This is a genomic window from Streptomyces sp. NPDC002580 (genome assembly GCF_042889485.1).
Lineage (GTDB): Bacteria > Actinomycetota > Actinomycetes > Streptomycetales > Streptomycetaceae > Streptomyces.
In genome coordinates this window covers 120,530-146,473 of record NZ_JBIAQZ010000015.1, presented here as the reverse complement: position 1 = coordinate 146,473, position 25,944 = coordinate 120,530, and the positions used below count along the sequence as shown (strand labels likewise).

24 protein-coding genes and 1 pseudogene are annotated in these 25,944 nt (G+C 71.0%); 13 read left to right on the top strand and 12 right to left on the bottom strand.

Going from position 1 to position 25,944, the window contains the following annotated elements; translation table 11 throughout:
* Positions 1-359: 359 nt before the first annotated feature.
* The 3 genes from deoC to ACFYW7_RS35090 are packed head-to-tail and all read left to right on the top strand — an operon-like array spanning position 360 to position 3,689.
* Complete coding sequence (gene deoC / locus ACFYW7_RS35100) at positions 360-1,319, top strand: deoxyribose-phosphate aldolase (RefSeq protein ID WP_389510016.1); 960 nt, start codon at positions 360-362, stop codon at positions 1,317-1,319.
* A 6-nt stretch (positions 1,320-1,325) separates the two neighbouring features.
* Entirely contained in the window at positions 1,326-2,783 is a 1,458-nt protein-coding gene (locus ACFYW7_RS35095; protein ID WP_389509985.1) for an aldehyde dehydrogenase family protein, read from the top strand.
* Entirely contained in the window at positions 2,784-3,689 is a 906-nt protein-coding gene (locus tag ACFYW7_RS35090; protein WP_389509983.1) for an aldehyde dehydrogenase family protein, read from the top strand.
* A gap of 176 nt (positions 3,690-3,865) precedes the next feature.
* Here ACFYW7_RS35090 and ACFYW7_RS35085 read toward each other — a convergent pair whose 3' ends face one another.
* A complete protein-coding gene (locus ACFYW7_RS35085) occupies positions 3,866-4,264 on the bottom strand; it encodes a hypothetical protein (protein WP_389509981.1) in 399 nt (132 codons plus the stop codon).
* 233 nt (positions 4,265-4,497) lie between these two features.
* Here ACFYW7_RS35085 and ACFYW7_RS35080 point away from each other — a divergent pair, with 233 nt between their 5' ends.
* Entirely contained in the window at positions 4,498-5,136 is a 639-nt protein-coding gene (locus ACFYW7_RS35080) for a uridine kinase (RefSeq protein ID WP_389509979.1), read from the top strand.
* Positions 5,137-5,359: 223 nt separating this feature from the next.
* Here ACFYW7_RS35080 and ACFYW7_RS35075 read toward each other — a convergent pair whose 3' ends face one another.
* Positions 5,360-6,136, bottom strand: coding sequence for a SigE family RNA polymerase sigma factor (locus ACFYW7_RS35075; protein ID WP_389509977.1), 777 nt, complete (start codon positions 6,134-6,136; stop codon positions 5,360-5,362).
* A gap of 296 nt (positions 6,137-6,432) precedes the next feature.
* On the opposite strand from ACFYW7_RS35075, the gene afsQ1 reads away from it, so the two are divergent.
* From afsQ1 to ACFYW7_RS35050, 5 genes are all read left to right on the top strand, one after another.
* Positions 6,433-7,110, top strand: coding sequence for a two-component system response regulator AfsQ1 (gene afsQ1, locus ACFYW7_RS35070; protein WP_037625670.1), 678 nt, complete (start codon positions 6,433-6,435; stop codon positions 7,108-7,110).
* Positions 7,107-8,690 (top strand): sensor histidine kinase, encoded by a 1,584-nt coding sequence (locus ACFYW7_RS35065; RefSeq protein WP_389509975.1) that lies wholly within the window; start codon positions 7,107-7,109, stop codon positions 8,688-8,690. Before afsQ1 ends, ACFYW7_RS35065 begins: the two co-directional genes overlap by 4 nt.
* A gap of 209 nt (positions 8,691-8,899) precedes the next feature.
* On the top strand, positions 8,900-9,493 hold the full coding sequence (locus ACFYW7_RS35060) for a hypothetical protein (protein WP_389510014.1): 594 nt from the start codon (positions 8,900-8,902) through the stop codon (positions 9,491-9,493).
* A gap of 64 nt (positions 9,494-9,557) precedes the next feature.
* Positions 9,558-10,109, top strand: coding sequence for a VanZ family protein (locus tag ACFYW7_RS35055; protein WP_389509973.1), 552 nt, complete (start codon positions 9,558-9,560; stop codon positions 10,107-10,109).
* A gap of 115 nt (positions 10,110-10,224) precedes the next feature.
* Complete coding sequence (locus tag ACFYW7_RS35050) at positions 10,225-10,428, top strand: PspC domain-containing protein (protein WP_389509971.1); 204 nt, start codon at positions 10,225-10,227, stop codon at positions 10,426-10,428.
* A 158-nt stretch (positions 10,429-10,586) separates the two neighbouring features.
* Here ACFYW7_RS35050 and ACFYW7_RS35045 read toward each other — a convergent pair whose 3' ends face one another.
* The gene (locus ACFYW7_RS35045; RefSeq protein WP_389509969.1) at positions 10,587-10,940 is read right to left on the bottom strand and encodes an ATP-binding protein; all 354 of its coding nucleotides are present in this window, start codon (positions 10,938-10,940) and stop codon (positions 10,587-10,589) included.
* Positions 10,941-11,082: 142 nt separating this feature from the next.
* Entirely contained in the window at positions 11,083-12,237 is a 1,155-nt protein-coding gene (locus tag ACFYW7_RS35040) for an adenosine deaminase (protein ID WP_389509967.1), read from the bottom strand.
* Between the two features lie 113 nt (positions 12,238-12,350).
* Here ACFYW7_RS35040 and ACFYW7_RS35035 point away from each other — a divergent pair, with 113 nt between their 5' ends.
* A complete protein-coding gene (locus ACFYW7_RS35035) occupies positions 12,351-13,112 on the top strand; it encodes an alpha/beta hydrolase (RefSeq protein ID WP_389509965.1) in 762 nt (253 codons plus the stop codon).
* A gap of 198 nt (positions 13,113-13,310) precedes the next feature.
* Here ACFYW7_RS35035 and ACFYW7_RS35030 read toward each other — a convergent pair whose 3' ends face one another.
* A complete protein-coding gene (locus ACFYW7_RS35030; RefSeq protein ID WP_389509963.1) occupies positions 13,311-14,273 on the bottom strand; it encodes a LysR family transcriptional regulator in 963 nt (320 codons plus the stop codon).
* Positions 14,274-14,335: 62 nt separating this feature from the next.
* Between ACFYW7_RS35030 and ACFYW7_RS35025 the strand changes: the two genes are divergently transcribed.
* Both ACFYW7_RS35025 and ACFYW7_RS35020 read left to right on the top strand, forming a co-directional pair.
* On the top strand, positions 14,336-15,649 hold the full coding sequence (locus tag ACFYW7_RS35025; protein WP_389509960.1) for an MFS transporter: 1,314 nt from the start codon (positions 14,336-14,338) through the stop codon (positions 15,647-15,649).
* A gap of 140 nt (positions 15,650-15,789) precedes the next feature.
* Positions 15,790-16,875 carry a sigma-70 family RNA polymerase sigma factor gene (locus tag ACFYW7_RS35020; RefSeq protein WP_389509958.1) on the top strand — a complete coding sequence of 362 codons (1,086 nt, stop codon included), beginning with the start codon at positions 15,790-15,792 and terminating at the stop codon, positions 16,873-16,875.
* A 39-nt stretch (positions 16,876-16,914) separates the two neighbouring features.
* Here the strand turns inward: ACFYW7_RS35020 and ACFYW7_RS35015 are convergent.
* Positions 16,915-17,154: pseudogene (locus ACFYW7_RS35015) on the bottom strand (STAS domain-containing protein); the annotation flags it as partial.
* Positions 17,155-17,479: 325 nt separating this feature from the next.
* On the opposite strand from ACFYW7_RS35015, the gene ACFYW7_RS35010 reads away from it, so the two are divergent.
* Positions 17,480-18,400 (top strand): AEC family transporter, encoded by a 921-nt coding sequence (locus ACFYW7_RS35010; RefSeq protein ID WP_389509956.1) that lies wholly within the window; start codon positions 17,480-17,482, stop codon positions 18,398-18,400.
* A gap of 139 nt (positions 18,401-18,539) precedes the next feature.
* On the opposite strand, the gene ACFYW7_RS35005 is transcribed toward ACFYW7_RS35010, so the two are convergent.
* The 6 genes from ACFYW7_RS35005 to ACFYW7_RS34980 form a co-directional block, all read right to left on the bottom strand.
* Positions 18,540-19,823, bottom strand: a complete 1,284-nt coding sequence (locus tag ACFYW7_RS35005; RefSeq protein ID WP_389509954.1) for a thymidine phosphorylase — start codon at positions 19,821-19,823, stop codon at positions 18,540-18,542.
* A 67-nt stretch (positions 19,824-19,890) separates the two neighbouring features.
* Positions 19,891-20,304 (bottom strand): cytidine deaminase, encoded by a 414-nt coding sequence (locus tag ACFYW7_RS35000; RefSeq protein WP_389509952.1) that lies wholly within the window; start codon positions 20,302-20,304, stop codon positions 19,891-19,893.
* Positions 20,301-21,566, bottom strand: a complete 1,266-nt coding sequence (locus ACFYW7_RS34995; protein ID WP_389509950.1) for an ABC transporter permease — start codon at positions 21,564-21,566, stop codon at positions 20,301-20,303. The genes ACFYW7_RS35000 and ACFYW7_RS34995 overlap by 4 nt, the downstream gene beginning before the upstream one ends.
* Positions 21,563-22,684 carry an ABC transporter permease gene (locus ACFYW7_RS34990; RefSeq protein WP_389509948.1) on the bottom strand — a complete coding sequence of 374 codons (1,122 nt, stop codon included), beginning with the start codon at positions 22,682-22,684 and terminating at the stop codon, positions 21,563-21,565. Before ACFYW7_RS34990 ends, ACFYW7_RS34995 begins: the two co-directional genes overlap by 4 nt.
* Positions 22,684-24,387 (bottom strand): ABC transporter ATP-binding protein, encoded by a 1,704-nt coding sequence (locus ACFYW7_RS34985; protein WP_389510012.1) that lies wholly within the window; start codon positions 24,385-24,387, stop codon positions 22,684-22,686. The genes ACFYW7_RS34990 and ACFYW7_RS34985 overlap by 1 nt, the downstream gene beginning before the upstream one ends.
* A gap of 243 nt (positions 24,388-24,630) precedes the next feature.
* Complete coding sequence (locus ACFYW7_RS34980; protein WP_389509946.1) at positions 24,631-25,677, bottom strand: BMP family protein; 1,047 nt, start codon at positions 25,675-25,677, stop codon at positions 24,631-24,633.
* Between the last annotated feature and the right edge of the window lie 267 nt (positions 25,678-25,944).

The following is a 25,944-nucleotide window of genomic DNA, read 5'->3' as shown; positions in this document are numbered from 1 at the left end:
ATTCAGCTCCTCCGGCGTTTGAGGAGCGGGGTCCGGGGCGGAGCCCCGGGGACGGGACGGGACGGGACGGGACGGGTAGGGGCGGCGGGGGCGAAAGTCGCCTGGGGGCAGGGGCGAGAAGCGCTTGGGCGGAGGGGGCGAAAGTCGCCTGGGCGGAGGGGGCGAGAGGTGCCTGGGGCTGGGAGCGACAGGCGTCTGGGGCTGGAGGGCGGAAGAAACCGGGGACCGGGTTGGTTCCGAGGGGGCAGAGGGATCGTTCCCGGCAGCCGGCCCGGCGACCGCCCCCACGGGCAGAAATCCCTCGGTCGTTCCGAGGGCTGGACAGCCGCTACGCGCGTAGATATGGTCGTGTGGTGACCATGCCCACCTCTGCACCTGTTGCTGCACACGCACTCGGCGACGTGACGGCGTCCGACAGCACGCTGCGCCGCTTCCTCCACGGGCTGCCCGGCGTCGACGCGGTCGGCCTGGAGGCGCGCGCCGCCTCGCTCGGCACCCGATCCATCAAGACCACCGCGAAGGCGTACGCCATCGACCTCGCCATCTCGATGGTCGACCTGACGACGCTGGAAGGCGCGGACACCCCGGGCAAGGTCCGGGCGCTCGGCGCCAAGGCGGCCCTCCCGGACCCGACCGACCGTACGACGCCCACCACGGCCGCGGTCTGCGTCTATCCCGACATGGTGGCCGTCGCGAAGGAGGCCGTCGCCGGCTCCGGGGTGAAGGTCGCCTCCGTCGCGACCGCCTTCCCGGCCGGCCGCGCCGCACTCCCGGTGAAGCTGGCCGACGTGCGGGACGCGGTCGCCGCCGGCGCCGACGAGATCGACATGGTCATCGACCGCGGGGCCTTCCTCGCGGGCAAGTACCTGAAGGTGTACGACGAGATCGTCGCCGTGAAGGAGGCCTCGGGCGCCGCCCGCCTGAAGGTCATCTTCGAGACCGGCGAGCTGTCGACGTACGACAACATCCGGCGGGCGAGCTGGCTCGGCATGCTGGCCGGGGCCGACTTCATCAAGACCTCCACCGGCAAGGTGGCCGTGAACGCGACGCCCGCGAACACGCTGCTCATGCTGGAGGCCGTGCGTGACTTCCGCGCCCAGACCGGCACCCAGGTCGGCGTGAAGCCGGCCGGGGGCATCCGCACCACCAAGGACGCCATCAAGTTCCTGGTCCTGGTGAACGAGACCGCGGGCGAGGACTGGCTGGACAACCACTGGTTCCGCTTCGGCGCGTCCTCGCTCCTGAACGACCTGCTGATGCAGCGTCAGAAGCTGGCCACCGGCCGCTACTCCGGCCCCGACTACGTGACGGTGGACTGATCCATCATGGCTTCCGCATTCGAGTACGCACCGGCGCCCGAGTCGCGTTCGGTCGTCGACATCGCGCCCTCCTACGGCCTGTTCATCGACGGTGAGTTCACCGAGGCCGCCGAGGGCAAGGTCTTCAAGACCGTCTCCCCCTCCACCGAAGAGGTCCTCTCCGAGATCGCCCAGGCGGGCGAGGCGGACGTCGACCGCGCGGTGCGGGCCGCCCACAAGGCCTTCGCGAAGTGGTCGGCGCTGCCGGGCTCCGAGCGCGCCAAGTACCTGTTCCGCATCGCCCGGATCATCCAGGAGCGCAGTCGCGAGCTGGCCGTCCTGGAGACCCTGGACAACGGCAAGCCGATCAAGGAGACCCGCGACGCGGACCTCCCCCTGGTCGCCGCGCACTTCTTCTACTACGCGGGCTGGGCCGACAAGCTGAGCCACGCGGGCCTCGGCGCGAACCCGCGTCCGCTGGGCGTCGCCGGCCAGGTCATCCCGTGGAACTTCCCGCTGCTGATGCTGGCGTGGAAGATCGCCCCGGCGCTGGCGACCGGCAACACGGTCGTCCTGAAGCCCGCCGAGACGACGCCGCTGTCGGCGCTGTTCTTCGCGGACATCTGCCGTCAGGCCGGTCTGCCCAAGGGTGTCGTCAACATCCTTCCCGGGTACGGCGACGCGGGCGCGGCCCTGGTCGCCCACCCGGACGTGAACAAGGTGGCCTTCACCGGTTCCACCGCCGTCGGCAAGGCGATCGCCCGCCAGATCGCGGGGACGGACAAGAAGGTCACCCTCGAACTGGGCGGCAAGGGCGCGAACATCGTCTTCGACGACGCCCCGATCGACCAGGCCGTCGAGGGCATCGTCAGCGGCATCTTCTTCAACCAGGGCCAGGTCTGCTGCGCGGGCTCCCGGCTGCTGGTCCAGGAGTCGATCCACGACGAGCTGCTCGACTCGCTCAAGCGCCGGCTGTCGACGCTGCGCCTCGGCGACCCGCTCGACAAGAACACGGACATCGGCGCGATCAACTCCGCCGAGCAGCTCTCGCGCATCACCTCGCTCGTCGAGCAGGGTGAGGCCGAGGGTGCCGAGCGCTGGTCCCCGGCCTGCGAACTCCCGTCCTCCGGCTACTGGTTCGCCCCGACGCTCTTCACGAACGTCACCCAGGCGCACACCGTCGCCCGCGACGAGATCTTCGGCCCCGTGCTGTCCGTCCTCACGTTCCGCACCCCGGACGAGGCGGTCGCCAAGGCCAACAACTCCGCGTACGGCCTCTCCGCGGGCATCTGGTCCGAGAAGGGCTCCCGCATCCTCGCCGTCGCGAGCAAGCTCCGCGCGGGCGTCATCTGGTCCAACACGTTCAACAAGTTCGACCCGACCTCGCCGTTCGGCGGGTACAAGGAGTCGGGCTTCGGCCGCGAGGGCGGTCGTCACGGCCTGGAGGCGTACCTCGCCCCGTCGAGCCCGGAGGGCGAGCGATAAATGAGTGCAGCCGAGAAGTCCGAGCAGCAGCGTCTGAGCGTCTTCAAGACCTACAAGCTGTACGTGGGCGGGAAGTTCCCGCGTTCCGAGAGCGGCCGGGTGTACGAGGTGAGCGACTCCAAGGGCAAGTGGCTGGCGAACGCCCCCCAGTCGAGCCGCAAGGACGCCCGTGACGCGGTCGTCGCCGCGCGCAAGGCGTTCGGCGGCTGGTCCGGCGCCACGGCGTACAACCGCGGGCAGGTCCTCTACCGCGTCGCCGAGATGCTGGAGGGCCGCAGGGACCAGTTCGCGCGCGAGGTGGCCGAAGCCGAGGGCCTGTCGAAGGCCAAGGCGACGGCCGTCGTCGACGCGGCGGTCGACCGCTGGGTCTGGTACGCGGGCTGGACCGACAAGATCGCCCAGGTACTGGGCGGCGCCAACCCGGTGGCGGGCCCGTACTTCAACCTGTCCTCCCCCGAGCCGACCGGTGTCGTCACCGTGCTCGCCCCGCAGGAGTCCTCGTTCCTCGGTCTGGTCTCGGTGATCGCCCCGGTGATCGCCACCGGCAACACGGCGGTCGTGATCGCCAGCGAGAAGTCCCCGCTCCCGGCCCTGTCGCTGGGTGAGGTGCTGGCCACCTCCGACGTGCCCGGCGGAGTCGTGAACATCCTGTCCGGCCGGACCTCCGAGATCGCGGCCCCGCTGGCCGCGCACCAGGACGTCAACGCGATCGACCTCGCCGGCGCGGACGAGGCGCTGGCCAAGGAGCTGGAGATCGCGGCCGCGGACAACCTGAAGCGCGTTCTTCGTCCACAGCCTGTGGATTACGCGGAGACTCCCGGCATCGAGCGCCTCACGGCGTTCCTGGAGACGAAGACGGTCTGGCACCCGACGGGCGCCCTGGGCGCCTCGGGCTCCTCGTACTGACCGAGCCCGCCCGCCCCGCCCCGCCGCACCGGCGGCGCGGTGAGACGTCGGGGCCCCGATCCGTGTCCCCGGGGCCCCGCGCACGGAAGAGCCGCGTTCCCCCTCCGTCCAGGGGGGACGCGGCTCTTTCATGCCCGAGGACCGCCGAGCGGCCGCCCGCGGGCGGTGCCGGTGTGTCAGTGCAGGAGCCCGGCCGCCCGGCCGAGCACCGGGATGCTGCCCACCGACGGGGCCTGCGCGAGGGGGCCGGTCAGCGCCTTCGAGGACAGCGGCTTGAAGTCGGCGAGCTGGGTTCCCACGCCGTTGTCGAGCGGGTCCACGCCGGTACCGGCCAGCGGATTGGGCTTGAGGCCCTCGACGGGGCCCGTGACATGGCCCACCGTGCCGGTCAGCGCCCGGAGGCCCGCCTGCGGGTCGAGGGAGCCGAGGGAGGTGGGCCGGGCGTCCGCGGCGGGGGCCGGGGCAGCGACGGCCGGGGAGGCCGCTGCCGCGCCGGCAGCGACCACGCCGACCGCCGCGGCGATCCGCGCGGTCGTGCGGGCCAGGGTGTTCTGCCGGGCTGCGTGTCGCGCCATCAGGTGTTCCTCTTTGATCAGCGGATGTGAAGAGCGGGGAGCGGAAAGCAACATGAGTGACACGCAGAGTAGTTGACGAAGTGGCGCACCCTGGGCCGTCCTGCGGCGGATTCGCCCCTACGGGTCAACAGGCATATCAGCGCCCGTCGGCAGGCACTCCGGCACCGGGGATAATGGCGGGGAGCCGTGTCGACGCGCGGCGCCGCCGGACCCGTCAGAGAAGGTACAGACCATTGGGTTCCCATCCCCCGATACCCACCCGCGTGGTGCTGCTGTGCGGCCCCTCCGGCTCCGGGAAATCCCTTGTCGCCGCCGACTCCGGGCTCCCCGTGCTCCGCCTCGACGACTTCTACAAGGAGGGCACGGACCCCACGCTGCCCCAGGTCGAGGACAGCGAGGACATCGACTGGGACCACCCGCTGTCCTGGGACGCGGACCACGCCGTCGCCGCGATCGAGGAACTGTGCCGTACGGGGCGTACGACCATCCCCGTCTACGACCTCTCGCTGAGCGCCCGCACCGGCACCACCGCCCTGGCCATCGGGCCCACCCCGCTGTTCATCGCGGAGGGGATCTTCGCCGCCGAGATCGTCGAGCGCTGCCGCGAACTGGGCCTGCTGGCCGACGCGTTGTGTCTGTCGCGGGGCGCCGTCACCACGTTCCGGCGACGCTTCGTGCGGGATCTGAAGGAGGGCCGCAAGTCGGTGCCCTTCCTGCTGCGGCGCGGCTGGCGGCTGATGCGCTCCGAGCGCTCCATCGTGGCCCGCCAGGCGGCGCTGGGCGCCCACCCCTGCGAGAAGGCCGAGGCGCTGGACCGGCTGAGGTCGGCGGCGGCCGGCCACCACACCGCAGCCCCCGCGACAGCCGCGTAGCGAGAACCCGGCAACAAGAAAGAGGTCCAGGCGAACCCCCGTCCGCCTGGACCTCTTCCCTTTTCCCCCGTGGTCCCCCGTGACACGGCGTGTTACCCGTGACCCGTTTCCCCGTGACCCCGTTCGGTTCCGCCGGCTCCCCCCGGAACCGGCGTCCCCCCGTGTCGTCGGCTCCCCCCGGAACCGACGTCCCCGCCCCCTTGTTACCGCTCCCCCCAGACCTTCAGGCGACAAGCTCCCCGAAGGACTCCTCCTCGTCACGGCCGAAGCTGAGGACCTCGTCCTCGCGCATCCGGCGGAGCGACCGCCAGATGCTGGACTTCACCGTGCCGACACTGATGTCGAGAATCTCCGCGATCTCCGGGTCGGTGCGGCCCTCGTAGTAACGGAGGACCAGCATCGTGCGCTGGAGTTCGGGCAGCCGGGCCAGCGCCTGCCACAGGACCGCGCGCAGCTCGGTGCCGCGCATCGCGTCCGTGTCACCGGCCGTCTCCGGCAGTTCCTCGGTCGGGTACTCGTTCAGCTTGCGGCGGCGCCACGCGCTGATGTGCAGGTTGGTCATGGTGCGGCGGAGGTAGCCCCCGACCGCGGCCTTGTCGCTGATCCGGTCCCACGCCCGGTACGTCGAGAACAGCGCGCTCTGCAGCAGGTCCTCGGCCTCGAAGCGGTCACCCGTCAGGTGGTAGGCGGTTGCGTACAGGGAGGCGCGGCGCTCCTGGACGTAGGCGGTGAACGCCGCTTCGGCGTCCCCCGTCCCCGTCACCGGGCGACGCTCCCCCGTGGCCTCCCTGCACGCGGCTCCCCCGTTGCCGCCGTTCTCCCCCGTCGAAGCGTCGACCACCGTCATGTACGCGGTGTGCTGACGCCCGGCGCCGCGGACGCAACCACGCCCTCCCCCGAGGGACGTGCCTCCGTCGGCACCGGACCGCTCCGTCGCCCGGGTGACGTCGTGGAGCCGCGTGACAACTGCGCTAGTGCTTGAGCTGTGCAGCGTGTTCATCTCGCGCCCCCCGTCGTGGAGTCCCGGTTGTTCGGTTCGTTCCGTCGTGCGCCCTGCCTTGTGTCGAAAAGCTTGCCGGGGACACTTCATGGCCGTGTCCTTCGACTGTCACAGACCTGTCACAGGGCCCGTCATCAGGCGCCCCACAGCTCGGTCACAGAGGAGAGCGGTACGACTACGCAGATGCCCCCTCAAGCCCTCCGGGTCGTCCGCGAGACCCCTCGTTGCGTGCGGGAGACGAGTGGGAGCGCTCCAACGGTCGATACCCGACCATGACATGGGCCAGAATGACGTCCGTGCCTTCCCTGTTGCTGATCGAGGACGACGACGCCATCCGGACGGCCCTGGAGCTCTCATTGACGCGCCAGGGGCACCGGGTTGCCACCGCTGCCACCGGCGAGGACGGTCTGAAGCTGCTGCGCGAGCAGCGGCCGGACCTGATCGTGCTGGATGTGATGCTGCCCGGCATCGACGGATTCGAGGTGTGCCGGCGCATCCGGCGCACCGACCAGTTGCCGATCATCCTGCTGACCGCGCGCAGCGACGACATCGACGTGGTGGTCGGACTGGAGTCCGGCGCCGACGACTACGTCGTCAAGCCGGTGCAGGGACGGGTGCTCGACGCCCGGATCCGTGCCGTGCTGCGCCGTGGCGAGCGGGAGGCGAACGACTCCGCCTCGTTCGGGTCGCTGGTCATCGACCGGGCCGCGATGACGGTCACGAAGAACGGCGAGGACCTTCAACTCACGCCCACCGAGCTGCGGTTGCTCCTGGAGCTGAGCCGCAGGCCCGGACAGGCCCTGTCCCGTCAGCAGTTGCTGCGACTGGTGTGGGAGCACGACTACCTGGGCGACTCTCGGCTGGTCGACGCCTGTGTGCAGCGGCTGCGCGCCAAGGTGGAGGACGTCCCGTCCTCGCCCACCCTGATCCGTACCGTGCGCGGCGTCGGCTACCGGCTGGACAATCCTCAGTGACCAAACCGCAGGACAAGCTCCTCGGCTGGGCCGCGGCGCGCAAGGCTCTGCTGTCCGGTCTGCGCTTCACCAGCCTGCGGCTGCGCCTGGTCGTGGTGTTCGGGCTCGTCGCGCTCACCGCCGCCGTGTCCGCCTCGGGGATCGCCTACTGGCTGAACCGCGAGGCCGTGCTGACGCGCACGCAGGACGCGGTGCTGCGTGACTTCGAACAGGAGATGCGCAACCACGCGAGCATGCTGCCGGTGCATCCCGCCCGGGACGAACTGCGGCGCACGGCCGGGCAGATGGCGAACAGCAGCCAGCGCTTCAGCGTGCTGCTGATCGCCGAGGACGTGGACGGCAAGATCATCGCCGGAAACTCCGAACTGGACACCTTCACGCTGGAGGACGTGCCCAAGTCCCTCCAGAAGGCGGTGAACAAGCAGCAGCCGCTCACGTCGAACAACTCGTCCGCGTACCACCTGTACTGGCAGCGGATCACCGACCACGACAAGCCGTACCTCGTGGGCGGCGCGCGGGTGATCGACGGCACCACCACCGGTTACATGCTCAAGTCCCTCGAACCGGAGGCCAAGGACCTCAACTCGCTCGCCTGGTCGCTGGGGATCGCGACGGGCCTCGCGCTGATCGGCTCCGCGCTGCTCGCCCAGGCCGCCGCGACCACGGTCCTCAAGCCGGTCCACCGGCTGGGCATCGCGGCCCGCCGGCTCGGCGAGGGCAAGCTGGACACCCGGCTGCGGGTCTCGGGCACGGACGAACTCGCCGATCTGTCCAGGACGTTCAACCACACGGCGGAGGCGCTCGAGAAACGCGTCGCCGACATGAGCGCGCGGGACGAGGCGTCCCGGCGCTTCGTCGCCGACATGTCCCACGAACTCCGGACCCCGCTCACCGCGATCACCGCCGTGACGGAGATCCTGGAGGAGGAGCTGGACGCCGAGACCGGAAGCGTCGACCCGATGATCGAGCCGGCCGTACGCCTGGTCGTCAGCGAGACCCGGCGCCTCGGTGACCTCGTCGAGAACCTCATGGAGGTGACCCGCTTCGACGCGGGCACCGCCCGGCTCGTCCTCGACGACGTGGACATCGCCGACCAGATCACCGCGTGCATCGACACGCGCGCCTGGCTGGACGCCGTCGACCTGGACGCCGAGCGCGGCACCATGGTCCGGCTCGACCCGCGCCGCCTCGACGTGATCCTCGCGAACCTGATCGGCAACGCGCTCAAGCACGGCGGTTCGCCGGTCCGGGTGTCGGTGCGGGTGGAGAGCGAGGAGCTGGTCATCGAGGTGCGGGACCACGGCCCCGGCATCCCCGAGGACGTCCTGCCGCACGTCTTCGACCGTTTCTACAAGGCCAGCGCGTCCCGCCCGCGTTCCGAGGGCAGCGGTCTCGGGCTCTCCATCGCCCTGGAGAACGCGCACATCCACGGCGGCGAGATCACGGCGGAGAACCATCCCGAGGGAGGTGCGGTCTTCACCCTGCGCCTGCCCCAGGACACGTCGGAGCCGCCCGCCGACGAGCCACGGGGCCGGGGCGGCCCCACGCACGGGAACGGCACGGAAGGCACCGCCGGATGACCACCGCACGCTTCACCCACCCGCGGACCACGCACCACCGGCAGACCACCCGTACCCCGGCCGGCACGGCCACCGGCTCCCCGGAAGCCGTCCGCTCCCCCGCGGCCCCGGCCGGCGGCTCCCCGGAGAGCACCCCTTCGCGGCCCGCCGGCCCGCCGCGAGCCCGCCGCGCGTCCCGGCGTTCCCGGCCTGGGGCGTCGCGGGGCGTCCTGGCCTGGCTGGCCGCCCCCTTGTTCGCCGTACTGCTCACGGGGTGCGGCATCCGTTCCACACAGGTGCCCACCGACTTCGGTCCGGCGCCCTCCCGGGTGCCCTGCGCCCTCTCCGGCACGGACATCTCCACCCAGTCCACGCACGGCGTGCCGGTCCAGGTCTTCCTGCTCTGCTCGGCGCAGCTGGTGACCGTCGACCGGTCGGTGCGGATCCCGGACGGCACGGCGGAGGCGGCACGGCGGGTCCTGGTCGCGCAGGCGCTGCTCGACGAACTCACCCAGACGCCGTCGACGCCCGAACAGCAGGCCGGGTACACGACGGACGTACGCGGCGGCATGACGGTCGGCGGACCGCGCGGCCGGGATCCCGAGGACACCCTGCGGCTGAGCACCTCCCCGGAGGACCTCACGCGGGCGGCCCTCGCCCAGATCGTCTGCACCTTCTCGGACTCGGCCGCGGCGCGCGACGACGGCACCGTCGTCCTGGGCGGTCCGGTCCCCGCGCCGCTGCGCAGCTACCAGTGCACCCCCGAGGTGCGCGCCGACCCGGGCACCGAGACCCCGGCGTCGACGGCGGTCGGGAACTCGTGACGCGGGCGGGGCCGAAAAAAACCGCAACGGAACCGATCGTGCCGGACTCCGCGTCTTGGGGGGCGTGCAGCGTCTTGGTTCAGACGGCGGCAGCGCCGTCACCCGCGTCCGTGTGGCAGGAGGTGTCCTCCTCGTCGCACACCTGGCCATCGTCGCCTGGATCACGCTGCGGCCGCTGGACGTGCCCTGGGTGAGCGCCGCAAACCTGCGGCCCTTCGCGGGTATCAGAGCCGACATCGCGCTGGGCCCCGAGGTGGCGGTCCGCCGCATCGCCGCGGGCCTCGGCCTGCTCGCCCCGCTGGGCGCCCTGCTCCCGATGGCGGGGGGCAGGCTCACCGTCTCCCCGCTCGGCTCCCTGTTGCGGACGATGACCGCCGGCGCTCTGCTCTCGCTGGGCATAGAGCTGTTGCAGACCGGGGTCCCGGGCCAGGTCGTGGACATCGACTCGATCATGCTGAACACCCTCGGCGTGACCCTCGCGCACCTCGCGATCGTGCCCGCCGCCCGGGGCTCGCTCCGTCGCCGGGTGGAGACGTGGCACCGCGCCGCCGTGCTTCGGGAGGAGCCCGCTCAGGGTCGGACCCCGACGATTCCCAGGGTCGGCATCGCCCCGTAGAGCGACGCTTCGCTCCCCTTCGTCCCCGTATCGTCGAAGACATCGGTGAAGGCACCGGTGAGAACGACGAAGCCGGTCCCGCCGGCACTCGACGACGGTTCGCGAAGGAGCCACCATGACCGCCATCGCCCGCCCCACGAACGGCCGCATGATAGGCGGAGTCTGTGCTGCGCTGGCACGGCGCTTCGGCACCTCCGCGACCACGATGCGGGTCGTCTTCGTCCTGTCCTGCCTGCTTCCCGGCCCGCAGTTCCTGCTGTACATAGCCCTGTGGATCCTCTTCCCCTCCGAGGACAAGGCCTCCCGCACCGCCTGGTGACCCGCCCGGGACCCGGCGGAGACACGCGAACGCCGGTGGGCGCACCCTTCTCGGGCGCCCACCGGCGTTCGTGCGGCCTTCGTTCGTACGGCCTTCGCTCCAGCGGCCGAACGGCCCCGTGCTCGGACAGGCAGGGGACCGGGGCCCGGCGGGGAGGCTCAGCCCAGCGGAATGCCGTTCACCGGCAGACCGTGCGTGGGAAGTCCCCCCACCGGCAGGCCTCCGAGCAGTCCGGCCACGGGCGCGGCCGGCCCGTCGGCGAGCAGACGCCCCGCGGCGGGCTTCGCGGCGGCCATGCCCGTGCCGAGCGCGCCCTGGCCCTGGGCGAGCGCCTGCCCGGCGCCGGGCAGCGTCTTGGTGACGTTCTCGGCGGGCAGCGTCTTGGTGACGGTGTCCAGCGCCGAGGAGGCGTCCGGCAGGGCCGGGGCGGCGTTCGCGGCGCCCGCGCCGGCGGCGGCGAAAGCGGCACCGAGAGCGACGACACCGAGGGTCTTGGCAGCAGACTGCTTCATTATGAATGCGTCCTTGGGTGGGTGACGTGGGGATGTGAGCGGTCTAAAACCGTAAACACGTGATCCCGTCCACCGCAAATATCGAAAAGCGGCCGAGTCATGGAGAAGAAGTGAAGACCCGGCCGCTTCCCATTCCCTCAGATCAGCCCTGATCCCCCACGGAACCGCTGGTGGAAGCGGTTTGCTGGAACAGCCATTCGGACTTCAATTCTGCATATCCGGGCTTGATCACGTCATTGATCATGGCCAGTCGTTCATCGAAAGGAATGAATGCTGACTTCATAGCATTGACCGAGAACCACTGGAGGTCGTCGAGCGAATAACCGAACGCTTCGACAAGGTGCTCGAATTCCTGACTCATGCTCGTCCCCGACATGAGGCGGTTGTCCGTGTTCACGGTCGCGCGGAAGTGCAGCCGCCGCAGCAACCCGATGGGGTGAGCGGCGTACGAGTCGGCGGCGCCGGTCTGGAGGTTGGAACTGGGGCACAGCTCCAGCGGGATGCGCTTGTCGCGGACGTACGACGCGAGCCGCCCGAGCTCGACCGAGCCGTCCTCGCGCACCTGGATGTCGTCGATGATGCGCACGCCGTGCCCGAGCCGGTCGGCGCCGCACCACTGGAGCGCCTGCCAGATGGAGGGCAGGCCGAAGGCCTCGCCCGCGTGGATCGTGAAGTGGTTGTTCTCCCGCTTCAGATACTCGAAGGCGTCCAGGTGCCGGGTGGGCGGGAAGCCCGCCTCGGCGCCCGCGATGTCGAAGCCGACGACACCCAGGTCGCGGTAGCGGTTGGCGAGTTCGGCGATCTCCAGGGCCCGGGCCGCGTGCCGCATCGCGGTCAGCAGGGCACCGACCCGGATGCGGTCACCGTTCTCCCGGGCCAGCCGTTCGCCTTCCCGGAAGCCCTCGTTGACCGCCTCGACCACCTCTTCGAGACTGAGCCCGCCCTCCAGGTGCTGCTCGGGGGCGTAACGCACCTCGGCGTAGACGACCCCGTCCGAGGCGAGGTCCTCGGCGCACTCGGCGGCGACCCGCACCAGCGCCTCGCGGGTCTGCATGACGGCGCAGGTGTGGGCGAAGGTCTCCAGGTAGCGCTCCAGCGAACCGGAGTCGGCGGCCTCGCGGAACCAGATGCCCAGCTTGTGGGGATCGGTCTCGGGGAGGTTCTCGTACCCGTTCTCGCGGGCGAGTTCGACGATCGTGCCGGGGCGCAGTCCCCCGTCGAGATGATCGTGCAGCAGGACCTTGGGTGCCCGGCGGATCTGTTCCGAGCTCGGGGTGTTCCGGATCTGGCTCGTCATTTTCGCACTCTAGCCCCTACGCGCGTAGATCTCCTGTTGCGGGAATCCGTCGATACATAACGGTGACCGTGCGGACCGGTGGCGTACACCATCGCTTCTGACACTGTTCTGTCATGGCACAGCAAGCGACGCCGGTTCACAGCGCCCGGCTGGGGAGGGCGATCGGTCCCGAACCGACAGCGGTCAGCGGAGTCGTCCTGCTGCTGCCGGCCGGCGACGAGACCTCCGCCCGCAGACCCTCCCCCATGATGGCGGCCGCCTCCGTACGCGCGTTGGGACGCCGTCTGGCCCGCGCGGGACGCCCCGAGGGCCTGGTCGCCCACGTGGTGCACTACCGGGTCCGCGGCTGGAACGGCAGCCAGGCGGATCTCGCGGCCGACGCGTCGTGGGCCGCGGACGAGGTGGTCCGCCGCTACGGCGACGTCCCGGTGTGCCTGGCCGGCATCGACATGGGAGGCCGGGCGGCACTGCGCACGGGCGGGCACCCGGCGGTCAACTCCGTGCTCGCGCTGGCACCGTGGCTGCCCGAGGAGGATGTCGCCGCGTCGCCCGAACCGGTGAAACAACTGGCCGGACGGCGGGTGCTGATCGTGCACGGCACCAACGACGAGCGCACCGACCCGGAGTTGTCCTTCCGGCTCGCGGCGCGCGCGAAGAAGGCCAACCGCGGCATCTGCCGCTTCGAGGTCCACTCGGACGGGCACGCGCTGTACCAGCACCGGCACGAAGTCCTGGCCCTGGCGCAGGACTTCGTCCTGGGCGCGCTGTTCGGGCACGCGTTCTCCCGTCCGGTCGAGGACGCCTTCGCCGCGCCGCCGCCCCTGGGCCTGCGGATGCCCCTGGCGGCGGGCTTCGGGCAGTCGCTGCGGCGCTAGCGGAAGGCGGCTCCGCCGAGGTGGACCGCCGGGGTCCGCCGGGCCGCCGCGGGACGGCTCCGGCCGACCGGTCCGCGGTGATCGGGTTCCCCTGCCGACAGCCCCGCGGCGGGCTCGCGAGCCGCTCTCGGCGACGGCCCGCGGACGGCACGACGGGCGGCGACCGTTTTGGGTCGCCGGGCGTGACCGGGTGACGGGTCAGTCGGGCAGCAGGTGGCCGCGCCGGGACAGCAGGAACTTCTTGAAGGCGGCCACCGGCGGGGTGTCCGGGTGGCCGTCCAGCCAGGCGACGCCGATCTCGCGGACGGCGCGCGGGGAGGTGACCGTGAGTTCGACGACTCCGGGACGGGCGACGGCCGGTGGCGGCAGCAGGGCGACACCGAGCCCGGCGGCGACGAGTCCCCGGAGGGTCTCCGCCTCCTCCCCCTCGAAGGCGATGCGGGGCCGGAACCCCGCCTCCTGGCACAGGTCGTCGGTGATGCGGCGCATCCCGTAGCCGGGTTCCAGGGTCACGAAGGTCTCGTCGGCGGCCTCGGCGAGGCGGACCCTCTTGCGGGCGGCGAGCGGGTGGTCGGCCGGCACGACCAGGCGGAGCTTCTGCTCGTCGAGCCGGTGGCCCACCAGATCGGGCGCGTCCGGCACCGGGGAGGTCAGGCACAGGTCCAACTCGCCCGAGCGCAGCCCCTCCAGCATCGCCTCGCCGTAGTTCTGCACGAGGCTGAAGCGGACCCTCGGGTGGTCGGCGCGGAAGGCGCGGATCAGCCCCGGCACCGTCTCCGAGCCCATGGTGTGCAGGAAGCCGAAGGCGACCTTGCCGGTGGCCGGGTCGGCGTCCGCGCGCACCTCGTCGGCGGCGCGCTCGACCTCGGCGAGGGCGCGTTCCACGGAAGCGAGGAAGGTACGGCCGGCCGGGGTCAGCGACACCGTCCGGCCGTGGCGGGCGAACAGGTCGACCCCCAGATCCTGTTCGAGCCGGACCATGGCCCTGGACAGGGTCGACTGCGGGACGCCCATCTGCTCCGCGGCCCGGGTGACGTGCTCGGTCCGGGCGACACCGGCGAAGTACGCCAGGCGCGGGGCGAGCAGTCTCGCGAAGTGCGCGCCGTCTTCAGTGTCACTGAACGGTGACAGGTGAGCCTGTGACCTCTGCTGATGCACCATGGGAACGATTATGGCGAATCCATGCATTGGACGGATGAACGACGGGTCCTTAGGTTCGACGTATGCCTTCCGCCAGTACCGGGGCGCCCGTCACCGCGGGCGCCGCCGTCTCCGCTCCCGTCACCGTCACCGCTCCCACCCCCGCCCTCCCCCCTGTCGCCGACTCCCGCATGGCCCCCGGGGGGCCCGGTTACCGCCGGATGAGCTTCGCGCTCTTCCTCGCGGGCGTCGCGACCTTCGCGCTCCTCTACTCCACCCAGGCCCTGCTCCCGCTGGTCTCCGCGGACTTCGGGGCGAGTGCGAGCGAGGCGAGCTGGACGGTGTCGGCCGCGACGGGCGGACTGGCGCTGTTCGTCCTCCCGATGAGCGCGCTGTCGGAGCGCTTCGGACGGCGCACGTTGATGACGGCGTCCCTGGCGGTGGCGGTCGCCGTCGGACTCCTGGTCCCCTTCGCGCCCTCGATCGGCGCGCTGGTGGCGCTGCGCGCGGTGCAGGGCGCGGCCCTGGCGGGGCTTCCGGCGTCGGCGACGGCGTACCTGGCGGAGGAGGTCCGGCCCAAGGCGCTGATCACCGCGATCGGTCTGTTCGTCGCGGGCAACAGCGTCGGCGGCATGAGCGGCCGGGTCATCACCGGCTGGGTGGCGCAGGAGTGGGGCTGGAGGGTGGCCGTCGGCACCATCGGGGTGCTCGCGGTGGTCTGCGCGGTCGCCTTCCGGCTGCTGCTCCCGGCCCCCCGGCACTTCACGCGGGGTTCGCTGCGGCCCCGGGTGCTGGCCCGCACGGTGCGCGACCATCTCGCGAACCCTCTGCTCTGCCGGCTGTACGCGATCGGCGCGCTGTTCATGATGGTGTTCGGCGGGGTCTACACGGTCATCGGGTACCGCCTCGGCGAGGCGCCGTTCTCCCTTCCCCAGGGCATCGTCGGCTCGATCTTCCTGGTCTATCTGGTCGGTACGGTGTCGGCGTCGACGGCCGGCCGACTGGCCGGGCGCCTCGGCCGCCGCGGCTCCCTCTATCTGGCGGGCGGCACCACGACCGCCGGTCTGCTCCTCACCCTCGGCGACTCCCTCGTGCCGGTCCTGCTCGGACTGGTGCTGATCACGGCGGGCTTCTTCGCCGGACACGCGGTGGCGTCGTCGTCGGTGAGCCACACCGCCCGGACGGGCCGGGCGCAGGCGTCGGCGCTCTACCAGTCCGCGTACTACATCGGTTCCAGCGCGGGCAGCACCCTCGGCGCGGTCGCCTTCCACGCGGGCGGCTGGGCGGGCACGGTGGCCATGGGGCTGTTCGCGGTGCTGGGGGTCGTCTGCATCACCCTGTTCGGTTCGCACGCGGCCCGCACCGCCTCCCGCCGCTCCCCCGCGCCGGCCCGCTGAGACCGGGGACTCTCTCCGACACACCCCCTTCGACCTGCTCCTTTCCCAGCTCCGCACGCCATTGTCAGTGGGCTGCGGTAGCTTCCGAAGTGCTGGCGCAACGACGCGCGAAACGGAAGAGCCACAGGGGTGGGTCGGCTATGAGCGACGGTACGGCGACGACATCGGACCTGGACGTCCGGCTGGAGAAGCACCGGGTCGAACTGACCGGGTACTGCTACCGGATGCTCGGCTCGTCCTTCGAGGCCGAGGACGCGGTGCAGGACACGATGGTCCGCGCCTGGCGCAGTTACGACAAGTTCGAGGGCCGCTCCTCGATGCGGTCCTGGCTGTACCGCATCGCGACGAACGTATGCCTGGACATGCTCAACGCGGGCAACCGGAGGGCTCGTCCGATGGATCTCTCAGCTCCCTCACCGCTCGCCCGGGCCGCGCTCACCCCCCGCCCGGACACCACCTGGCTGGAGCCGGTGCCCGACGCCCGCGTGCTGCCCACGCCCGCCGACCCGGCGGAGGCGGCGGTCGCCAAGGAGTCGGTGCGGCTCGCCTTCATGGCGGCCCTCCAGCAGCTGCCGCCCAAGCAGCGCGCGGTGCTCATCCTGCGCGAGGTCCTCGCGTGGCGGGCGAGCGAGGTCGCCGAGCTGCTCGGCACCACGGTCGCGTCGGTCAACAGCGCGCTCCAGCGGGCCCGCGCCACCCTCGCCGAGAACGACGGGGCGGGCGCGGACGCCGCCACCTCGGACCCGCTCGACGAGGAGCAGCAGAAGCTCCTGGAGCGCTATGTGGCGGCGTTCGAGGGGTACGACATGACGGCTCTGACGGCGCTCCTCCACGAGGACGCGATCATGACGATGCCGCCGTTCGACCTGTGGCTGCGGGGTACGGACGACATCACCGGCTTCATGACGACGCTGGGCGCCGGCTGCGCCGGATCGCGGCTGGTCCCGGTCGAGGTCAACGGCCTGCCGGGCTTCGCCCACTACAAGCCGGACGAGGAGGCGGGCGGCTACGTCCCGTGGGCGGTGCAGGCCCTGGAGATCTCAAAGGGCCGCATCACCGGGTTCCACTGCTTCCTGGACACGGCCCGCTGGTTCCCGCTCTTCGGGCTCCCTCTCCGTCTCGACGGATCCGAGGCGGCCGACGAGCTCGCGGCCTCCGGGGTCCACGGGGGCCGCGGGGCGGGCGCCGGCGGAGGTCTCGAAGCGGAGGCCGACCAGGTCGAGTAGGGCCAAGAGCGCCGGGTCCGGGTCGTGCAGGCGTATCCGGCCCCCGGCTCTGCGGGCCGCCAGCTCCAGCCTCGCCAGCACGTCGACGGCGGTGAGGCCGAGCGGTCCGAGGCCGGCGACATCGCAGACCACGACTCCGCCCCCGGCCGCCGCGAGAAGTGCGCGGACGTCGTCGCAGAGCCCGGGCACCTCGTCCCGGGTGACGAGTCCTGGCAGCACGAGTACGGCGGGTGTCGCGGAATCCACAGTCAGTAGACCGCCCGGAGACACGGAACTCATCGCGGGCCGCTCCGTCGCGCCCGCGGCTCCGACGTGCCCGCCGTCCGGAGGCCGGCGATCCGGCCTCCGAGGGTCGGGCAGCCAGGGTCCGTCCGGCCGCCGCCGCGCGGCCCCGGCACTCGGCACTCGGCACTCGGCACTCGGCACTCGGCACCCGGCACCCGGCACCCGGCACCCGGCACCCGGCACCCGGCACCCGGCACCCGGCACCCGGCGAAGGATCACATTGACCTGCGGCCGCTCCTGCCCGTTGGGTTGGGTGCGTGCCCCCTGAATCGGTTCCGCCCGCGATACCCGACGGCCCTCTCCCCACCGGGGAGGTCCCGTGCAAGGGGTGCTGAGCGGCTTCGCGGTCATCGCCGTCGTCATCGGCGTCGGCTACCTCCTCGGCCGGGGCGGTCATCTCGGGGAGCACGGTCGCGAGGTGCTGACCAAGCTGGCCTTCCACGTGGCGTCCCCGGCCCTGCTGTTCACCATGCTCGCGCGGGCCGACCTGTCGGTGGTCTTCTCCAGCCGGCTCCTGGTCACGGCGATGAGCACGGCCGCGGTGGCCGGTGTCTTCGTCGCGGCGGGTGTCGTACGGCGCTGGGGCGTGGGCCGGACGACGATCGGCGCGCTGTGCTCCAGTTACGTCAACTCCGGCAACCTGGGCATCCCGATCGCCGTGTACGTGCTGGGGGACGCCTCGCTGGTGGCACCGGTGCTGCTGTTCCAGCTGATCGGCGTCACTCCCGTGGCGCTGACGATCCTGGACCTGTCGGGCGAGGGCGCGAAGGGCTCGGTGTGGCGCCGGCTGTTCACGCCGCTGCGCAATCCGATAGCGGTCGGCTCGCTCACCGGGGTCACCGTCTCGGCGACCGGCCTGCGCGTCCCCGGCCCGGTCATGGACCCGCTCGTCCTGATCGGCAACATGTCGGTCCCGGCGGTCCTGCTCGCCTTCGGCATCTCCCTCTGCGGCAGCACGATGCCGGGCCGGGGGCCCGACCGGTACCCGGTGTTCCTGTCGGTCGCGCTGAAGTCGGTGGGCCAGCCGGCCGCGGCCTGGGCCCTGGCCTCGGGCGTCTTCGGCCTGCACGGAGCGCAACTGCTCGACGTGGTGGTGACCTCCGCCCTCCCCGCCGCCCAGAACCTCTTCACCTACGCCTCCGGCTACGGCGTGGGCGAACGCCTGGCCCGGGACTCGATCCTGCTGTCGACGGCGGCCTCGGTGCCGGTGCTCGTCGTGGTGGCGACGGTCCTCGGGTGACGCGGTCCGGGGACGGCCGGGGAAGCCCGCGCCGCGCCCCGCCACCCCCACCCGGTCCTCCGGCGGCGGCACGGCGGCATGCCGAACGGGACCGGCGATGGTCCGCCGGTCCCGTTCGTCCGAGTGGGAGAACCGCAGGTCAGGCGATACGGTCCAGCACGATCGGGGTGGCCTTGAAGTCCGTGCCCGCGGGCGCGATGTCGTAGGAGCCCTCGACCCCCTGGAGCGCGTACGCGAAGCGGTCCGGGGTGTCCGTGTGCAGGGTCAGCAGGGGCTGGCCCGCCGTCACCGTGTCGCCCGGCTTGGCGTGCAGCTCGACGCCCGCGCCGGCCTGCACCGGGTCCTCCTTGCGGGCGCGTCCGGCGCCGAGGCGCCAGGCCGCGATGCCGATGTCGTACGCGTCGAGACGGGTCAGCACGCCGGAGGCCGGGGCGACGACGACGTGCTGCTCCTGGGCGACGGGCAGCGCGGCGTCCGGGTCACCGCCCTGGGCGGCGATCATGCGGCGCCACACGTCCATCGCGGAGCCGTCGGCGAGCGCCTTCGCCGGGTCGGCGTCCTTGATGCCGGCCGCGTCGAGCATCTCGCGCGCCAGGGCGATCGTGAGCTCGACGACGTCGGCGGGGCCGCCGCCGGCGAGGACCTCGACCGACTCGCGGACCTCGAGGGCGTTGCCCGCGGTCAGGCCGAGCGGCGTGGACATGTCGGTGAGGAGCGCGACCGTCCGCACCCCGTGGTCGGTGCCGAGGCCCACCATCGTGGAGGCCAGTTCGCGGGCGTCCTCGATGGTCTTCATGAACGCGCCGGTGCCGACCTTCACGTCCAGGACCAGCGAGCCGGTGCCCTCGGCGATCTTCTTGGACATGATGGAGGAGGCGATGAGCGGGATCGCCTCGACCGTGCCGGTGACGTCGCGGAGCGCGTAGAGCTTCTTGTCGGCCGGGGCGAGACCGTCGCCGGCCGCGCAGATGACCGCGCCGGTGGTGTCGAGGACGTTCAGCATCTCCTCGTTGGACAGCAGCGCGCGCCAGCCGGGGATCGACTCCAGCTTGTCCAGGGTGCCGCCGGTGTGGCCGAGGCCGCGCCCGGAGAGCTGCGGGACCGCGGCACCGCAGGCGGCGACGAGCGGGGCCAGCGGGAGGGTGATCTTGTCGCCGACGCCGCCCGTGGAGTGCTTGTCGGCGGTCGGGCGGGACAGGGACGAGAACTCCATCCGCTCGCCCGAGGCGATCATCGCCGCCGTCCAGCGGGCGATCTCACGGCGGTTCATGCCGTTGAGCAGGATCGCCATGTTGAGGGCGGCCATCTGGTAGTCGGCGACCTCGCCACGGGTGTACGCGTCGATGACCCAGTCGATCTGTGGATCGCTGAGTTCGGCGCGGTCCCGCTTGGTGCGGATGACGGAGACGGCGTCCATGGCCATGACGTTCCTTCCGAAAGATGAGCGGCCCCACCCCAGGATCGGTCGATCGGGGAGGGGCCGCACGGCGTTACTTGGTGAGATGCCCCGGACCGAAGGCCTGCGGAAGCATCTCGGAGAGCGGCAGGACTCCGGCCGGGGTCTCCAGGAGCAGTTCGGCGCCGCCGAACTCGAACAGGAGCTGCCGGCAGCGGCCGCACGGGACGAGGATCTCGCCCTGTCCGTCGACGCAGGTGAAGTGCGTCAGCCGGCCGCCGCCGGTGGTGTGGAGCTCGGAGACGAGACCGCACTCGGCGCACAGCGAGAGGCCGTAGGAGGCGTTCTCGACGTTGCAGCCGGAGACGGTCCGGCCGTCGTCGACGCGGGCGGCTGCGCCGACCGGATAGCCCGAGTAGGGGGCGTAGGCACGGGACATCGCCGTACGGGCCTCCTCCCGCAGCGCTTCCCAGTCGACGTTCGCGGAGTCCGCGCCGGCGCGGGTCACTTGCCCTGTCCCTTCCGGTACGGCAGGCCGTCCGCCTTCGGCATGCGCAGGCGCTGTGCCGACAGGGAGAGGACGAGCAGGGTGATGACGTACGGCGTGGCGGAGACGATCTGGTTGGGCACCTCGTTGGTCGTGGCGTACCAGAGGAAGACGAGGGCGCCGATGACCAGGGTGATGGCGGCGGACACGTACTTCTTCTTGACCGCGAGCCAGATCGCGCCGATGACGAGCAGGATGGCGCCGAGCAGCAGCAGGGCGTGGACGTTCTCCGAGCCGCCGCGCAGGTTGAGGCTGTCGGTGTAGCCGAACAGGACCGCGCCCAGGGCGAGCCCGCCGGGCATCCAGTTACCGAAGATCATCGCCGCGAGACCGATGTAGCCGCGGCCCGCGGTCTGGCCCTCCAGGTAGAAGGGGTTGGCGACGATGGAGAGGAAGACTCCGCCGAGACCGGCCAGACCGCCGGAGATGATCACGGCCATGTACTTGTACTTGTAGACGTTCACACCGAGCGACTCGGCCGCGACCGGGTTCTCGCCGCAGGAGCGCAGACGCAGACCGAACGCGGTGCGCCACAGGATCCACCAGGTGCCGGGGATCAGCGCGATGGCGATCAGGGTCAGCCAGGAGACGTCGGTGACCAGGCCGCCGAGCAGACCCGCGAGGTCCGAGACGAAGAACCAGCCCTTGGAGTTCAGGGTGGTGAGCCAGTCGGAGAGCCCTGGCACCGTGAACTGGCCGAGCGATTCGACCGGCGGGGACTGCTTGGCCGAGCCGCCCTGGACGCCTTCGAAGGCGAGCGGGGAGAGGTAGCGGGTGGCGCCGAGCGCCAGGATGTTGATGGCCACACCGGAGACGATGTGGTTGACGTTGAAGGTGACCGTGATGATCGCGTGCAGCAGGCCGCCGAGGCAGCCGCCGATGATGCCGATCAGGACGCCGGTCCACGGGCCCCACTGGTAGCCGGCCCAGGCGCCGAACCAGGTGCCGAGGATCATCATGCCTTCGAGGCCGATGTTGACGACGCCCGAGCGCTCGGCCCACAGACCGCCGAGACCGGCCAGGCCGATCGGGACGGCCAGTTCGAGCGCGGTCGACATCTGGCTGACGTTGGTGATGCCGTCGGCGCCGGTGATGATGCGGACGATCGAGGTCAGCGCCAGGGCTCCCGCGATCACCAGCAGGAGGACGGGCAGCGACATCCGGCGGCCGCCGGGAGCCGCGGGCTGGACCGTGGGCTGGTTGACGTCGGTTGCGGTGGTCATCGTCCAGCCACCTCCTTCTCGGTGTTGTTGGCGCCGAGGACGTGGCCCGCGGCGAGTTCGGCGCCGACGCGGCGCTGCTGGCGTCGCAGACCCCACTCGCGCACCGCCTCGTACGAGACGACGACCGCGATCACGATCAGGCCCTGCATGATGACCGCGATCTCCTTGTCGTACCCGTGGTAGTCGAGCTCGGGAGACGCCTTGTCCAGCCAGGCCCACAGCAGGGCGGCGAAGGCGATGCCCACGGGGCTGTTGCGGCCGAGCAGCGCGATACCGATACCGAGGAAGCCGATGCCGGTCGGGAAGTTCAGGCTGTAGGTGTGGGTGTCGCCGAGCAGGATCGGCAGGCCCGCGAGACCGGCGATGCCGCCGGAGAGCAGCATCGCGGTGAGGACCATGCGCTTGGGGTCGACACCGCTGGCCGCGGCGGCGGACTCGGAGGCGCCGGAGGCGCGCAGGTCGAAGCCGAAGCGGGTGCGGTTGAGGACGATCCAGTAGCCGATGCCGAGGAGCACGGCGAGGATGACCAGGCCGTAGATCTCGCCCGCGTCGCCCATGCTGAAGCCGGGGATCCAGCCGGACTTGTGCATCTCGCCGGTGGTGTTGTTGTTGCCGAGCTTGACGCCGAAGACGTCGGGCAGCCACAGGTAGGCGATGACGGAGGTCGCGATCGCGTTCAGCATGATCGTCGCGACGACCTCGCTGACCCCGCGGGTGACCTTGAGGACACCGGCGATGCCGGCCCAGAACGCGCCGGTGCAGATGGCGGTCACCATCAGCAGCGGGACCTGGAGCACGGCCGGCAGGGCGACGTGCGCGCCGACGACCGCGGCCATCATGGCGGCGAGCTGGTACTGGCCGTCCACACCGATGTTGAACAGGTTCATCCGGAAGCCGATGGCCACCGCCAGCGCCGCGATGTAGTACAGCGAGGCCTGGTTGACGATCAGGACCTGGATGTCGGAGTACGTCGCCTGCTGGAACATCAGCGTGTACGGCTCGAACGGGTTCTGGCCCGAGGCGAGCAGCACGACCGAGGTCAGCGCCACGGCGACGACGAGCGCGATGACCGGTCCGGCCACCGCGAGGAGCAGGCGCTCCTTGTCGAACTTCTTCATCAGCGGGCCTCGTCTTCCGGGGCGTCTTCCGGGGCGTCCGCCGGGGTCTCGGCGGGCCCTTCGGGCTCGGCCGCTTCGGCGAGCTCCTCGTTCTCCAGGTGTCCGGAGGCGGCGCCGGTCATGGCCGAGCCGAGTTCCTCCGGGGTGATGGTGGCCGGGTCGGCGTCCGCGACCAGCTTGCCGTTGTAGATCACCCGGAGCGTGTCGGACAGGCCGATCAGCTCGTCCAGGTCCGCGGAGATCAGCAGGACGGCGAGTCCTTCGCGGCGGGCCGCGCGGATCTGGTCCCAGATCTGCGCCTGCGCGCCGACGTCCACACCGCGGGTGGGGTGGGCGGCGATCAGGAACTTCGGGTTGTGGCTCATCTCGCGGCCGACGATCAGCTTCTGCTGGTTGCCGCCGGAGAGGGAGGCGGCGGTGACGTCGATGCCGGGCGTGCGGACGTCGTATTCCTCGACGATGCGGCGGGTGTCCTGCTGGGCGCCCTTGATGTCGATCCAGACACCCTTGGCGTTGGGCTTCTCGGTGACGTGACCGAGGATGCGGTTCTCCCAGAGGGGGGCTTCCAGGAGGAGGCCGTGGCGGTGGCGGTCCTCGGGGATGTAGCCGATGCCGCTCTCGCGGCGCTTGCGCGTCGACGTGCCGGTGATGTCGTCGCCCAGGAAGCGGACGGTGCCGAAGTCCGCGGCCTTGAGGCCGATCAGCGCGTCGATGAGTTCGGTCTGGCCGTTGCCCTCGACACCGGCGATGCCCATCACCTCACCGGCGTGGATGGTGAAGGAGACGTGGTCGAGGACGAGCCGCACGGCGCCGCGCTCCACCTGGTCCATGAGCAGGGCCGCGGAGCCCTTGCCCATCGACACGGAGCCCTTGGCGAAGACCGTCAGGTCCTCGACCTCGATGACGGCCTTCTCGGTGACCGTCGACTCGGAGGTCTCGGGCGTCGGCAGTTCGCTGCCGACCATCAGCTCGGCGAGCTGGCGCGGGGTCGTCTCGGACGGTACGGCGGTGCCGACCGTCGTTCCGCGCCGGATGACCGTGATGTCGTCGGCGACCGAGAGGACCTCGCCCAGCTTGTGCGAGATGAAGATGACCGACAGGCCCTCGGCCTTGAGTTCACGCAGGTTGTCGAAGAGCGCGTCGACCTCCTGCGGCACGAGGACGGCGGTGGGCTCGTCCAGGATCAGGATGCGGGCGCCGCGGTAGAGGACCTTGAGGATCTCCACGCGCTGCCGTTCGGCGACGCCGAGCTCCTCGACCAGGACGTCGGGGCGGACCCCGAGGCCGTAGCGCTCGGAGATCTCCACGATCTTGCGGCGGGCCTTGGCGCCGATCCCGTACAGCTTCTCGCTGCCGAGGGTGACGTTCTCCAGGACGGTGAGGTTGTCGGCCAGCATGAAGTGCTGGTGGACCATGCCGATGCCGCGGGCGATGGCGTCGCCCGGCGACGAGAAGGCGACCTGTTCGCCGTCGACGGCGATGGTGCCCTCGTCCGGCTTCTGCATGCCGTAGAGAATCTTCATCAGCGTCGACTTGCCGGCGCCGTTCTCGCCGACGAGGGCGTGCACGGTGCCCTTGCGGACGCTGAGGTGGATGTCGTGGTTGGCCACGACGCCAGGGAACCGCTTGGTGATCCCGGCGAGTTCGACAGCGGTCGCCTGACCGTTGACCGCGCCGGCCGGAGGGCTGCTGGACGCGTTGATGGCGCACTCTCCTGAGGGAAAGGGGGTCGTCTACGCGCGTAGCGCCCCTACGGCAACGAAAGGGGCCACGCCCTGCGACAACGGGATACGGGGAGCCAGACTCCTCGTATCCCGTTGAGCGGACGTAACCCCGCGGTTACCAAGCGACTCCGGGGCGGAACGGGTGCGCTTCCGTGCCGGACGGCACAAAGGCGTACCCGAACTTCCCCGGGACCGCGTTGGCAGCTCCTGAGGTACTGCTCGTCAGCTGGTCTTGACCTTGATCGCACCGCTGATGATCTTCTCCTGGGCGGCCTTGACGGCGTCCTGGATCGCGGTGTTGCTCTTGTAGGCCGGGTTGGAATCGGCCAGGCCGACCTCACCGGACTTCAGATCGCCCCGAACGATACCGCTCTCGGGCTTGCCGTCCTCGACAGACTTCGCCAGGGAGTAGACCGCCTTGGCGACATCCTTGGTGGCGGAGGTCAGGATCGAGTCCTTGTACGCCGCCAGCGCCTCCTGCTTGTACTGGTCGGAGTCGACGCCGATGGCCAGGACCTTCGCCTTGGCGGCGGCCTCGATGACACCCTGACCGGACAGACCGGCCGCGGCGTAGACGACGTCGGCCTTCTTCTCGATCTGGCCCTCGGCGGCGGCCTTGCCCTTGTCGGGGCTGGAGAAGCCACCCTCCTGGGCGGTCTGCGTCAGGTACTGCGAGAGGACCTTGACGCCCGGCTTGGTGTCCTTGACACCCTGCTCGAAGCCCGCCCCGAACTTGTGGATCAGCGGAACGTCCACACCGCCGACGAAGCCGACGACGTTGCTCTTGGTGGCCTTGGCGGCGGTGACGCCGGCCAGGTAGGAGGCCTCCTGCTCGGAGAAGACCAGGTCCGCGACGTTCTTCGCCTCGACGGAGGAGTCGTCGACGATGCCGAAGGTGGTGTTCGGGAACTTCGCCGCGGCCTCCTTGACGGCCGGGCCGTAGGCGAAGCCGATGCCGATGACCGGGTTGTAGCCCTTCTTGGCCAGCGCGACCAGGCGCTGCGTCTTGTCCGCGTCCGTCTCGCCGTCGGTGGGCTCGACGTCGGCGGTGTCGTACTTGAACTCGTCCTTGGCCTGCTTCAGCCCCTGGTACGCCGCGTCGTTGAAGGACTGGTCGCCCTTGCCGCCGACGTCGTACGCGATGGCGAGGCCCTTGGTCTCGCCCTTCGAGTCCGAGGACGAGGTCGAGGTGCCGCCACAGGCGGACAGGGCGAGGGCGAGGGAGGCGGTCGCAGTGCCTGCGAGCGCGATGCGGGTAACCCGGCGCATTGTGTTGTGCTCCTGTAATCGGACAAGCGCCTGACGGTTCAGCTCCGGCGCTGGCTTCGCCGCAGATTAACGCGCGTAGACCAACTAGAAAACCCCTTCTGTCCACCTTGTTATCCGCCTGTGCCCGACGCCACTTGCCGGGACCCCCGGCTTGCCGAACGCAAAGGGGGTGCGGCGGAGGGTGATCCGCGGACGGACCCGGGGAACGGGGGCCGGCGGACAGGTGCTCGAAGGGCGGTCGCGGGCCCTGCTCGGGGTGCTCGCGCG